General features: G+C 68.8%; 11 protein-coding genes. 8 read left to right on the top strand and 3 right to left on the bottom strand.

Features of this window, described 5'->3' with window-relative positions; all coding sequences use genetic code 11:
- Positions 1-175: 175 nt before the first annotated feature.
- Positions 176-1,246 carry a right-handed parallel beta-helix repeat-containing protein gene (locus H5J26_RS09420; RefSeq protein ID WP_181765293.1) on the top strand — a complete coding sequence of 357 codons (1,071 nt, stop codon included), beginning with the start codon at positions 176-178 and terminating at the stop codon, positions 1,244-1,246.
- Between the two features lie 437 nt (positions 1,247-1,683).
- Here the strand turns inward: H5J26_RS09420 and H5J26_RS09425 are convergent, their stop codons facing one another.
- On the bottom strand, positions 1,684-2,040 hold the full coding sequence (locus H5J26_RS09425) for an ArsR/SmtB family transcription factor (RefSeq protein WP_181765294.1): 357 nt from the start codon (positions 2,038-2,040) through the stop codon (positions 1,684-1,686).
- A 216-nt stretch (positions 2,041-2,256) separates the two neighbouring features.
- Between H5J26_RS09425 and H5J26_RS09430 the strand changes: the two genes are divergently transcribed.
- The 6 genes from H5J26_RS09430 to H5J26_RS09455 all read left to right on the top strand — a co-directional run bounded on the left by H5J26_RS09430 (position 2,257) and on the right by H5J26_RS09455 (position 7,145).
- Entirely contained in the window at positions 2,257-3,618 is a 1,362-nt protein-coding gene (locus H5J26_RS09430; protein WP_181765295.1) for an NAD(P)-binding domain-containing protein, read from the top strand.
- Positions 3,619-3,661: 43 nt separating this feature from the next.
- Positions 3,662-4,132 (top strand): ArsI/CadI family heavy metal resistance metalloenzyme, encoded by a 471-nt coding sequence (locus H5J26_RS09435; protein WP_181765296.1) that lies wholly within the window; start codon positions 3,662-3,664, stop codon positions 4,130-4,132.
- A gap of 1 nt (position 4,133) precedes the next feature.
- The gene (locus tag H5J26_RS09440; RefSeq protein ID WP_309237845.1) at positions 4,134-5,408 is read left to right on the top strand and encodes an MFS transporter; all 1,275 of its coding nucleotides are present in this window, start codon (positions 4,134-4,136) and stop codon (positions 5,406-5,408) included.
- Between the two features lie 189 nt (positions 5,409-5,597).
- Positions 5,598-6,008, top strand: coding sequence for a helix-turn-helix domain-containing protein (locus H5J26_RS09445; protein WP_181765298.1), 411 nt, complete (start codon positions 5,598-5,600; stop codon positions 6,006-6,008).
- A 28-nt stretch (positions 6,009-6,036) separates the two neighbouring features.
- Entirely contained in the window at positions 6,037-6,669 is a 633-nt protein-coding gene (locus H5J26_RS09450) for a hypothetical protein (protein ID WP_181765299.1), read from the top strand.
- A 149-nt stretch (positions 6,670-6,818) separates the two neighbouring features.
- Positions 6,819-7,145: a DUF2516 family protein gene (locus tag H5J26_RS09455; protein WP_235980575.1), complete on the top strand. Its 327-nt coding sequence runs from the start codon at positions 6,819-6,821 to the stop codon at positions 7,143-7,145.
- 63 nt (positions 7,146-7,208) lie between these two features.
- On the opposite strand, the gene H5J26_RS09460 is transcribed toward H5J26_RS09455, so the two are convergent.
- Both H5J26_RS09460 and H5J26_RS09465 read right to left on the bottom strand, forming a co-directional pair.
- Positions 7,209-8,597 (bottom strand): PP2C family protein-serine/threonine phosphatase, encoded by a 1,389-nt coding sequence (locus H5J26_RS09460; protein ID WP_181765300.1) that lies wholly within the window; start codon positions 8,595-8,597, stop codon positions 7,209-7,211.
- A gap of 198 nt (positions 8,598-8,795) precedes the next feature.
- The gene (locus H5J26_RS09465; protein ID WP_309237846.1) at positions 8,796-9,971 is read right to left on the bottom strand and encodes a C40 family peptidase; all 1,176 of its coding nucleotides are present in this window, start codon (positions 9,969-9,971) and stop codon (positions 8,796-8,798) included.
- Positions 9,972-10,287: 316 nt separating this feature from the next.
- On the opposite strand from H5J26_RS09465, the gene pstS reads away from it, so the two are divergent.
- Positions 10,288-11,403, top strand: coding sequence for a phosphate ABC transporter substrate-binding protein PstS (gene pstS / locus H5J26_RS09470; RefSeq protein WP_181765301.1), 1,116 nt, complete (start codon positions 10,288-10,290; stop codon positions 11,401-11,403).
- Positions 11,404-11,681: the final 278 nt, after the last annotated feature.

An 11,681-nucleotide genomic window follows, 5' to 3' on the forward strand; every position in this document is an offset into this window, starting at 1 on the left:
GAGACAGCGGGGTGTACGGGCGGCCGCATCGGTCCGGGCCGTTCGGCGGTAGGCCAGGTGAAGCCGGACTCACCTGCGGTTACGCATGGAATGTCATCTCATCATCCCGGCCAACCAGGGTTTCTGGATGCCGGCGATGTGCCCTTCACTCTCCAGCGCTGAGGAAGGCGTAGCCATGAAGATCATTTTGCGGTCCGGTGCCGTGACCGCCGCAGCAGGTGTGGGACTCTCTCTCGCGGTCCTGCCGGCCGTCCCCGCCACTGCCGCCGCCGGGGGAACCCACGTGCGGTGCAACGACATCGCCGGTCTGAAGACCGCCATCAACAACGCCAACACCAACGGTGGCCGCATCACCCTCGCGTCCCGCTGCACCTACACGCTGACCGCGGCCGACAACCCCGACGACGGTCTTCCGGAGATCACCGGGAACGTGACCATTTCCGGCCGCGACACCACCATCCGCCGGGCCCCGAGCGCCACGGCGGACTTCCGCATCTTCCACGTCGTCTCCGGCGGCAGCCTCACCCTCAATTCGCTTACGGTCAGCGGCGGCCGCCTTGCCCTTGCCGACACAACCGGCGGAGGCATCGCGAACGAACAGGGCACGTTGAGGTTGAACCGCACGGTCATCAAGGGCAATCAGGCTTCGGAGGGTGGCGGCGTCTACAACATCGGCGGAACCCTCAACCTCGACCGCAGCGTCGTCGAGCGCAACACCACAACCACCGTGGGCGTCACCGCCGGCGGCGGCATCTTCAACTCGACCAACGGCACGATGACGATGAAGGGCGGCTCCCTGCTCAACAACCGCTCTCCGATCGGCAATGGCGGCGGCCTGGAGAACATCCTCGGATCTACCGCTCGCCTGGACTCCGTATCGGTCAGAGGCAACACCGCCCTTCTGGGTGGCGGCATCCGCCAGACAACAAACGCCGCCCTGCGCCTCACCTCCAGCACGGTCAGCGGCAACATCGCGGTGTCAGGCGGAGGTATGTCGAATGCCGCTGCCACGGCCACCCTGGTTCGAAGCGTGATCACGCACAACACCGCCATCACCAACGGCGGCGGCATCGACAACCAGACCCCCAGCCAGGTCACGCTCACAGCGAGCAAGGTCATCCGCAACACCCCGAACAACTGCACCCCCGCAGGCAGCGTCCCCGGATGCACCAACCCCTCCAACACCACGGCACCGCCGAGCTCGCAGCTGCCCCCGTCCAGCGGGAACAGCAACACCCGCCTGTGAGCTCCTGACGAGACGCAGCACGAGCTGTTGAACTCCGGCACGTGCCAAGGACGGAGAGCCCGTCACGGACGGATCCCGGGGTCAGGTCGCCCGAGAGCCGAGGACGGAAAACGAGCCGCCGGCGTCACGGCGCTGCGATAGGTGTGTGGCAGCGCGAACGCTACGCAAACGACAGGGAGCGGGACCCATTCGCTGGTCCCGCTCTCCTGTGCCCCGCCAGCGGCGAACTCGCGGTAGCCATGGGCAGGGAATGCAGGTGACCACGGGGCGGTGTGCCAAGGCCATCGGATGCGTGGCGCCGACGCGCGCCGCGCGCACCCTTGCCCTGCGCTACAGCGTCGCCGAACTGGTCGGCGACGCTGGATCCAGTCGCCGCTTCTTGGCCCCACGGGCAACCTCGTAGCGTTGCCTCAACTCCACAGGCTTCCCGCTTGGCGTCAGCCGGAGACGGAGAAGCTGCGCGCGAGAGAAGCCATCACGCTCGGGGCGACGCGGTAGTACACCCAGGTGCCGCGCCTCTCGGACGTCAGAAGTCCGGCCTCGCGCAGCTTCTTCAAGTGGTGGCTGACAGTGGGCTGGGAGACGCCGACATCGGAGATGTCGCACACGCACGCCTCCCCATCGGCGTGCGCGGCGATCTGGGAGAAGAGCCGCAGGCGGATCGGGTCTCCGAGTGCCTTGAACATCGCAGCGGCCCGCTCCGCCTCCTCCACGGTCAGCGGCCGTTCGTTCAGCGGCGGGCAGCAAGGCTCCACGTCTGCCTGTATCAGCGGCAACGCCTTGGTGTTCGACATACGTCTATTTTGACACATGTCGAACAGGTGCTCTGGCTCCGCTGCCTCGCGAGATGCGCGGCCAGCCCGGATCGGCCGCCTCCGATGACCACGACGTCTTCACGGGCCATCATCAGCAAATATTTCGATGCAGGTCTAAATTGACGTCTATCGAAACAGGTGTGATGCTGGCATTGCAAGCCATAGACGGAAGTCAAATCAAGCAGGTGAACCATCGTGAACGACCCCACTGCTGCACTGCCTACCGTGGTGATCGGAGCCGGTCCGGTCGGCCTGGCCGCCGCCGCCCACCTCGCCTCGCGGAAGCAGAATCCCCTGGTGCTGGAGGCAGGCGCCGGTGCCGGCACCGCCGTGCGGGAATGGAGCCACGTGCGGCTGTTCTCGCCCTGGGCCGAGGTCATCGACCCGGTCGCGGAGAAGCTTCTCGCCGCCACCGGCTGGGTCCGTCCCGAGGACCGCTCCTACCCCACCGGCGGACAGTGGGCCGAGCTCTACCTCCAGCCGCTCGCCGACGCCCTGGGCAAACGGGTCCGCTACGGCACGCGCGTCACCGCGGTCTCCCGCAGCGGACGGGACCGCGTCGTCGACGCCGGGCGTGAGGAGCAGCCCTTCACCGTTCACGTCGTCACAGCGGACGGCACGCAGGAGCGTCTGACCGCGCGAGCGGTCATCGACGCCTCCGGTACCTGGTCCATTCCGAGCCCCCTGGGAAGTGACGGCCTTCCCGCTCCCGGCGAGCGGGCCGCCGCAGACCGGATCGCCTACCGCATCCCCGACCTCGCCGACCCTGCGGCCCGGGCCCGGTACGCGGGTAAGCGCACTGCCGTGGTCGGCTCGGGTTCCTCAGCGTTCACCGCCCTCGCCGGTCTGGCTGGTCTGGGAAAGGAACAGCCGGGCACCCACACCTCCTGGATCCTGCGGCGGGGCATCGGCGAGAACACCTTCGGCGGCGGTGAGGCCGACGAACTGCCCGCGCGCGGTGCCTTGGGCCTGCGCGCCAAGGCCGCCGTCGAGGACGGATACGCCACAGCAGTCACCGGATTCCGTACCGCTGCGGTGGAACAGGAGGAGGGCCGCCTGGTTCTCGTGGGCGAGGACGGCCGCCGCCTGGAACCCGTCGACGAGATCATCGCTCTCACCGGTCTGCGGCCCGACCTGTCATTCCTCGACGAGGTGCGCCTCGGCCTTGATGAGCGTCTCCAGGCGCCGGTGGCACTGGCCCCGTTGATCGATCCCAACGTCCACTCCTGCGGCACCGTCTACCCGCACGGTGCAAATGAGCTGTCCCACCCCGAGAAGGACCTCTACCTGGTCGGGATGAAGAGCTACGGCCGGGCGCCGACCTTCCTGGCCATGACCGGCCACGAGCAGGTCCGCTCCATCGCCGCCGCCCTCGCTGGAGACCAAAAAGCCGCCGAGCGCGTGGAGTTGACGCTGCCGGAGACCGGGGTCTGCGGCGGAGCCGGGCTCCCCGACGAGACCGCAGCACCCGCAACGACCCCGTCTGAGGAAAGCGCTGGCTGCTGCGGGGACCCGGCCTCCGCTCAGCTCCAAGGAGCGGGCGCCCACAGCCAGTAACAACTCAAGACCCGAACATCGCCCTACTACAAGGAGGTGCGTCATGGCACGCCTACAGCTCGCACTCCGCGTCCCTGATCTGGACGCGTCCATCACCTTCTACAGCAAGCTCTTCGGCGCCGAGCCGGCGAAGATCCGGGACGGCTATGCCAACTTCGCGCTGACCGAGCCACCGCTGAAGTTGGTGCTTATCGAGGGCAACGCGGGAGAGGAGACCCGCATGGACCACCTCGGAGTGGAAGTCGAATCCTCCGGCGCCGTGAACGACGCCACCACCCGCCTGAGCGAAGCGGGTCTGGCCACCTTCGAGGAGAACGACACCGAGTGCTGCTACGCGCTCCAGGACAAGGTCTGGGTCCACGGCCCCGGCAAGGAGCCCTGGGAGGTCTACGTCGTCAAAGCCGACGCCGGCACTCTCGCCAAACAGCAGGACAGCGTGTGTTGCACCAACGGCGACGACACGACGCAGGATGAAGCGCTCACCCCGGCCGCCGCCAAGGGAGGTTGCTGCTGACGTGCGACAGGAGGCCCTGGAAACGAGCGGGGCCGCGACCGGTGCGGGGGACCGGTCACGGCCCCGCTTCGCCCTGCCCGCCCTGTGCGTCACGCAGATCACCAGCTGGGGCGTCCTCTACTACGCCTTCCCTGTCCTCCTGCCGCACCTGACCCACGACACCGGCTGGTCGAGTACTGCGGCGACCGGCGCCTTCTCGGCAGCCCTGCTCGTATCCGCCCTTCTCGGCATCCCGCTCGGCCGCGTACTCGACGCGCGCGGCCCGCGAGCGGTGATGACCGCAGGATCCGTCGTGGGGGTGGCATCCGTTCTCGCCATCGCCGCGGCCCCCAACTTCTTTGTGTTCGCAGGGGCTTGGCTGTGTGCCGGAGCGGCCATGTCGGGAACCCTCTACCCTCCTGCCTTCGCCGCTCTCACCCGCTGGTGGGGCGCAGACCGAGTCCGCGCCCTGACGATCGTGACGCTGGCCGGCGGCCTGGCCAGCACCGTCTTCGCGCCGCTCACGGCCGCACTGGTCGAGTACTTGGACTGGCGGTCCACCTATGCCGTCCTGGCGGTGATCCTCGCCGCGGTCACTGTTCCCGCTCACGCTTTCGCCCTGCGCGCACCCTGGCCGCGCGCACCGGGCGCGGCGCACGCACTGCGGCAGTCCGGGCCTGCCGGGAAGCCGGTCGTCCGGACCCGCCCCTTCTTGTTGCTGACCATCGCGCTGACGCTCTCGGCATGTACGTCCTTCGCCGTCGTCATCGGCCTCGTCCCCCTACTCAACGAACGCGGTGCCACATCCACGCAGGCAGCCTGGGCCCTCGGACTCGGCGGTCTCGGCCAGACCCTCGGCCGCACTCTTTACTCGCCCCTTGCCAGGCGCACCGGGGTCACCACCCGGACCGCTGCCCTCATCGCAGCAGGCAGTGTCACCACCGCCGCCCTCGCCCTCGTGCCCGGGCCGATTCCGCTCCTGACCGCCCTGGCCGTCGCAGCCGGCACCGTCCGCGGCAACCTCACGCTCTTGCAGGCCACCGCCGTCACCGACCGCTGGGGCACCCGCCACTACGGACGCCTCTCCGGCATCCTGACCGCCCCCATCACCATCGCCACCGGCCTCGCCCCCTTCGCCGGCGCCGCACTTGCCGGGCCCCTCGGCGGCTACCCCGCCCTCTTCCTCGCCCTAGCTGCCGCTTCGACGTTCGCCGCGACTCTCGCTTTCGGAGGTACTCCGTCGCAGACGGCACATGTCCTACCACCGGGCCGCGAGAGAACCCGGGAGGCCGGGTGACAGAACCACGGGTGACATCTCTGGGGGATCTCGTACCCCGGAGTTGAAGAGCTGCTGCCCGCAACACACGACAGTTGCCCTGCTAATGCGACCTACCGCACGCACCTCACAGCTCGACCGGTGAGAGGACCGACACACTTGCAAGCAAGGCGCTTGCAATAGTTAGCAAAAGCGGGCATGGTTGAACGCATGGCTTCCCTGAACGTCGGCAATGTCGGCGAGTTCCTCCGTGAGCAGCGGCGCAACGCCAAGCTCTCGCTGCGGCAACTCGCAGATGCCGCCGGGGTGTCCAACCCGTATCTGAGCCAGATCGAGCGCGGCCTGCGCAAGCCGAGCGCCGACATCCTGCAGCAGCTCGCCAAGGCGCTGCGGATCTCGGCCGAGACGCTGTACGTACAGGCCGGGATCCTCGACGAGCGGGACCGGGAGGACCTGTTGCAGGTCCCCGCCGCCATCCTCGCCGACCCGTCGATCAACGAAGGGCAGAAGCAGGCGCTGCTCCAGATCTACGAGTCGTTCCGCAAGGAGAACGGGTCCGGCAAGAAGGCCGAGGGCACCCAGGAAGACGAAGCCGAGGCCACAGGGGCCGACGCCCCATAGCACTCCGTTCACCAGGGAGAGACCTTTCATGCCCAGCACCGACGACGTCCGCAAGACGCTCACCGACCCCAAGCCCCTCTACTTCGCCGCCGGCGTGCTCGACAAGATCCGCGAGGAGGCTCCCGAGCGGATCGCGGCCGTACGCGCGACGGACCCCAAGGAGGTCCAGGCGCGCGTCAGCAAGCAGGCCAAGGAGACCCAGGCCAAGGTCAGCGAGACCCTGGGCAACATCGACACCGACATCAAGAAGCTCCGTGAGCAGGCACAGCACCTCGCTCTGCAGAGCCTCGGTGTCGCCGCCGAGTACGCCGTCAAGGCCCGCGAGGCCTACGACGACCTGGCCGACCGCGGTCGCGACGCCGTGAAGAACTGGCGCGGCGAGGACGACGGTCAGCCCACTCAGGTCACCGTCGAGCGCGAGCCGGTCAAGGTCGCCGAGCCGCCGGCCGAGCCGCGTGGTGGCGCGCAGTCCGGTACGAAGGCCCAGGGCGGGACGCAGAGCCAGAGCACCGCCGCGAAGACGGACTCCACCGCCCGCAAGACCACGACGGCGAAGACCACGGCCGCCCCCAAGACCGGCACCGCGAAGACCGGCACCGCCAAGACCGGTACGGCCAAGTCGAACGGGACCAAGAAGACGTCCCCGAAGTCCGACTCCTGACACAGCCGTCCCGCACACACCGCACCGTTCGCCGGATCAGGCCGGGCACAGCCCCGATTCCCGGTCCGGCGAACGGGTACGGTGGCAGAACGGGCGGCGTGGCAACGAGCCGCGCTTGAGCTGACAGGACTCACAGGGATGTGGACGACATGATGCAGGGGTTCCTCGGAGTGCTGTGGGTGATCTCCCTGGTCCTCATGGCCATGGCGGTGTTCGCCTTCATCGACGGTGCGATGCGCCGTGGCGACGCCTATTCCGCGGCCAACAAGCAGACGAAGGTCTTCTGGCTGATCATTCTCGGCCTCGCCATCGCCTCGAACGTCTTCCAGATCCTGTTCCTGCAGATCGCCGGTCTGATCGCGACGATCGTCTACATCGTCGACGTCCGCCCCGCGCTCAAGCAGGTCATGGGGAACGGCCCCCGCCGGGGCGGCAGCAGCAGCGACGGCCCGTACGGTCCGTTCAACGGCCGCTGAGCCCGCTCACCGCCACCGCACACACCTGCATTCGCGGGCCCATGGGCACGCACCGCCGGAGGTTCACCTCCGGTCGAGCAGCAGGACCGCCACGTCGTCGGTGAGTTCGCCGCCGTTCAGCTGGCGCACGTCCTCCATCGTCGCGTCCAGCAGACGCTCGCCGTGCACTCCCTGCGCCATCCTCCCGGCGACGATCTCGACCATCCCCTCCTGGCCGAGGCGCTTGCGTCCCTCGCCGATCCGGCCCTCGATGAGGCCGTCGGTGTACATCAACATGCTCCAGGCGCCGCCCAGTTCGACCTGCCGGCGCGGCCAGCGCGCCTTCGGCACCACGCCGAGTGCGGGGCCGCTTTCGTCGTACGGGAGAAGTCGCGGCGCCGAGCCCGCGCCCCCGGCGACGAGCGGCGAGGGGTGGCCCGCCAGGCACACTCCGGCGCTGCGCCCGTCCGGGGAGATGTCGACGGTGCAGAGCGTCGCGAAGATCTCCTCGCTCGGACGCTCGTTGTCCAGCACCTTCTGCAGGGTGCCCAGCAGCTGGTCGCCGCAGAGCCCCGCGAAGGTGAGCGCGCGCCAGGCGATGCGCAGCTCCACGCCGAGTGCCGCCTCGTCCGGGCCGTGACCGCACACGTCCCCGATCATCGCGTGCACCGTGCCGTCGGACGTGCGCACCGTGTCGTAGAAGTCGCCGCCGAGCAGGGCGCGGGAGCGGCCCGGGCGGTACCGGGCGGCGAAGCGCAGTTCGCTTCCGGCCAGGAGGGGCGTGGGCAGCAACCCCCGTTCCAGGCGGGCGTTCTCCTGCGCCCGCAGCCGGGATTCGGTCAGCTGCCGCTGAGCGAGGTCGGCGCGCTTGCGCTCGACGGCGTAGCGGATGGCGCGGTTGAGGAGACGTCCGTCGAGCTCGTGACGGAAGAGGTAGTCCTGAGCCCCGACGCGTACGGCCTCGGCTGCGCGCTGCGCGTCCGCGCCGTCGGTGAGGGCGAGCACCGCGTGCCTCGGTGCCAGACGCAGGACGTGCCGCAGCATCTCGAGCTCGTCCGTTCCCGCGCCGGATCCGGCCTCGTCCGGCTGGCCGTCGGCGGAGTCCGCGTTCGGCTCGGACGGCGCAGGCTCGGGTGAACCGGTGCCGGCACCCGCGCCGGTCAGGGCCAGGTCGAGCAGGATGCACTGCACATCGTCGGTCAACAGCCGTTCGGCCTCGGTCAGATTGCGCGCGGTCCGCACTTTGATGCGCTCACCGGAGGCGCCCGGGAGGGCGTCGCCCGGCAGATATCCGCCGACGGCGTCCAGCATCTGCGGGACGCTGGGGCCTCCGGCGAGGTTGTCCTCGATGACCAGGAGCGTCAGCCCGCTCCTGACCGCTCCCTCGGGGCGCGCGGACCCGCTGCTCTGGCGGGGTACCGACGCGCGCGGCGGCGCGGACACTGCGTCCTCGCGTGGCACGCCTACGGGCATGTGCTGATTCCTTCCCTCCCCCCGAGGGTGCGGTCGTGTGCCAGCCGGCACACCACCGAGCCCGGCCCGTGGCGCTGATCGAACACGCCTGCGCATGCCGGACCGTCCAGGGGACCCTAACGCCCCCGTACGCAGGTACGGAATGGCTGACGGCAATCAGCCCCTGGCATATGCCCTTGTCCACTCAGGCCCTCGTCCTCATTTGTCCGGACGAACTACACCCTTGATGACCAGGGACCCCGCCCCCTCGATGGTGATCTGGCGACCCGTACGGGGCGCGTGCACCATTTCGCCGCCTCCCACGTACATCGCGACGTGGCTCGCATCACGCTTGTAGATGATGAGGTCGCCGGGGCGCATCTTCCTGATCGGCACCCTGGGGAGCTGCTTCCACTGCTCCTGCGACGTCCGCGGGATCTCCTCGCCGGCGGCCTGCCAGGCCCTCAGCGTCAGACCCGAGCAGTCGAAGGTGCGCGGGCCCTCGGCGCCCCACTCGTAGTCCTTGCCGATCTGGTTCGTGGCATAGGCGATGGCACGCTTGCCGGCCTTGGACGCCTTGCCCGATATCTCGTCCAGCACACCGGACTTGAGCCACTGCGACTGACGCGCCCAGGCCGCCTCGTCCTCCAGCTGCCGCAGCTTCTCCAACTCGTCCTTCGCCAGCCTGGATTCCAGCTCCTCGGCCCGCTCCAGATCCTGCTCGACCTTCTTCTTCGAGGCCTTCTTGAGCTTCCGGTCCGCCTCCAGCTTCCGCCACTTCGAGGACGCCTCTTCCGCGTACTCGTCGAGCTGGGACTTCGTGCGGGCGAGAGTCGTGATCACCCCCAGGGCCGCTCGCTGCCCCTTCCGCATGACCACGGCGTCGCGCATGAACGACTCGGGATTCTTGCGCAGCATCAGCCGCGCCTCGTCCGGCATCCCCCCGCTGCGGTACTGCGCGCGGGCCAGCGCACCGGCCGTCTTCTTGTACTTCGCGCGGCGCTCGCCCACCACCTTGATCTTCTTCGTGAGCTTCTTGACGGCCTTCAGCTGCTTCTCGGCCCGCTCCTCGGCGCCGTTGTACGCATCGGTCGCCGACTCGGCCCGCGCGTGCAGCCGGGCGACCTCCTTCTGCACGTCCTCCAGGCTCAGCTCGCTCCCCCCGCGGACGGGCTCCCGGTCGCCCGGGGCCGCGTACGCACTCCCCGCAGCGGGGCCCGCCAGCACCGTGAGTGCACACGCCGTCACCAACAGTCGACGCCTCGCCGTACCGCCCACCTGGTCCCCCTCGTGGTCGCAGTCGCCGCACGCGCGGTCGCTTCCCCGTGCACGCCCGGCCCCGGTCCTCGTCGCCGGATCCGCGTCAACTCCCGCCGACTCAGCGGATGCTGCCACGCGTTCACGGAATACAACAGGCCGCGCTCTCCGTCCGCCAGGGCAGTCGATCTGCCCTCACGGTCCGTCGGCCCCATGGCCCTGACTTGGACTCGTACCCGCCGGTACCCCCGAAAAACCGGGGTTCTCGGGCCTCGCGGAGCGCCACTACGCCGACCGCCGAGGTTCACCGTGCGTTCATTCACCTCCGTGGGCCGCTTCACCTGATCTGTCTAATTTCAGCCTTACGGAGCGCGAACTGCTCCCACTCCGAAGCAACCAACGGATGTCTCAGCGCCGCCCCCACCGGCGGGCTCCAGGAAGGAACTGAACGAAAGTGAAGCTTCAGCGCACGAACCGGCTGCGCGCCCTCTCTCTCGGCGCCGTCGCGGTCTCCGGCGCCCTGGTACTCACCGCCTGTGGCTCGGACAACAACACCACCGAGGCGACGAAGAAGGCCGCCAGCAAGATCAAGTGCGACGGCAAGGGCAAGCTGCTCGCCTCGGGCTCCACGGCCCAGAAGAACGCGGTGGACGCCTGGGTCAAGAACTACCAGGCGGCCTGCAAGGACACGCAGATCAACTACAAGGACATCGGCTCGGGCGGCGGGATCCAGGAGTGGCTGCAGGGCACGACCGCCTTCGCAGGCTCCGACTCCGCACTCAAGCCCGAGGAAGTCGCCAGCTCCAAGAAGGTCTGCAAGAGCGGCCAGGGCGTCAACCTGCCCATGCTCGGCGGCCCCATCGCGATCTCCTACAACCTCTCCGGCGTCGACGACCTGGTCCTCGACGCCCCCACGGTCGCCAAGATCTTCGACTCGAAGATCAAGAAGTGGAACGACCCGGCGATCAAGAAGCTCAACCCCGGGGCCAAGCTGCCCAGCACCGACATCCAGCCCTTCCACCGCTCCGACGAGTCGGGCACCACGCAGAACCTGGGCAAGTACCTGGGCACCGCCGCCAAGAGCGACTGGAAGTACGAGGACGAGAAGTCCTGGCCCGCCAAGGGCGGTCAGTCCGCGTCCGGTTCGGCCGGCATCGCGCAGCAGGTGAAGCAGACGGACGGCGCCATCGGCTACTTCGAGCTGTCCTACGCCACGGCCAACAACCTCGACAGCGTCAAGATCGACACCGGCGCCGGTGAGCCCGTCGAGGCGACCTCCGAGAACGCCTCCAAGGCCATCGCCGACGCCGAGGTCGCCGGCAAGGGCAAGGACCTGGCTCTCGAGCTGAACTACCAGACCAAGGCCAAGAGCGCCTACCCGGTCATCCTCGTCACCTACGAGATCGCCTGCGACAAGGGCAACAAGAAGTCGACGCTCGACGCGACCAAGTCCTTCCTCAACTACACCGCCAGCAAGGACGGCCAGGGCGCCCTCTCCGAGCTCGGCTACGCGCCGCTGCCGGAGGGGATCGCGGAGAAGGTCCGCAGCACCATCCCGGAACTGTCCTGACCCTTCCCTCTCCTGAACAGAACGCGTGACACGGCCGGCCCGGCACAGGGCCGGCCTCCACGCCTGACCCTCAACCCATCCGGTGCACCGCCGCCAGGGGAATCACCAACCTCCCCACCCAGACCGGAGACACCATGGAAAACACACGCACCACCGCAGACTCACCTCCCATGCCCCCGGACGATCCCGGCACCGCGCCCGCATCACCGGCGCCCGCGTCGGACCCCGTGCCGGTCAAGGGCGACGCCGTGCACGCGGGGGACAAGGTCTTCCGCGGA

Origin of the sequence: Streptomyces albidus (ex Kaewkla and Franco 2022) (assembly GCF_013870515.1) — a bacterium.
Taxonomy (GTDB): Bacteria; Actinomycetota; Actinomycetes; order Streptomycetales; family Streptomycetaceae; genus Streptomyces; species Streptomyces albidus.

Excerpts from the sequence above, each read along its gene's own strand:
- H5J26_RS09455 (WP_235980575.1), top strand. The coding sequence starts at position 6,819 with ATGATGCAGGGGTTCCTCGGAGTGCTGTGGGTGATCTCCCTGGTCCTC.
- H5J26_RS09435 (WP_181765296.1), top strand. The coding sequence starts at position 3,662 with ATGGCACGCCTACAGCTCGCACTCCGCGTCCCTGATCTGGACGCGTCC.
- H5J26_RS09425 (WP_181765294.1), bottom strand. The coding sequence starts at position 2,040 with ATGTCGAACACCAAGGCGTTGCCGCTGATACAGGCAGACGTGGAGCCT.
- H5J26_RS09445 (WP_181765298.1), top strand. The coding sequence starts at position 5,598 with ATGGCTTCCCTGAACGTCGGCAATGTCGGCGAGTTCCTCCGTGAGCAG.
- H5J26_RS09450 (WP_181765299.1), top strand. The coding sequence starts at position 6,037 with ATGCCCAGCACCGACGACGTCCGCAAGACGCTCACCGACCCCAAGCCC.
- H5J26_RS09460 (WP_181765300.1), bottom strand. The coding sequence starts at position 8,597 with ATGCCCGTAGGCGTGCCACGCGAGGACGCAGTGTCCGCGCCGCCGCGC.
- H5J26_RS09420 (WP_181765293.1), top strand. The coding sequence starts at position 176 with ATGAAGATCATTTTGCGGTCCGGTGCCGTGACCGCCGCAGCAGGTGTG.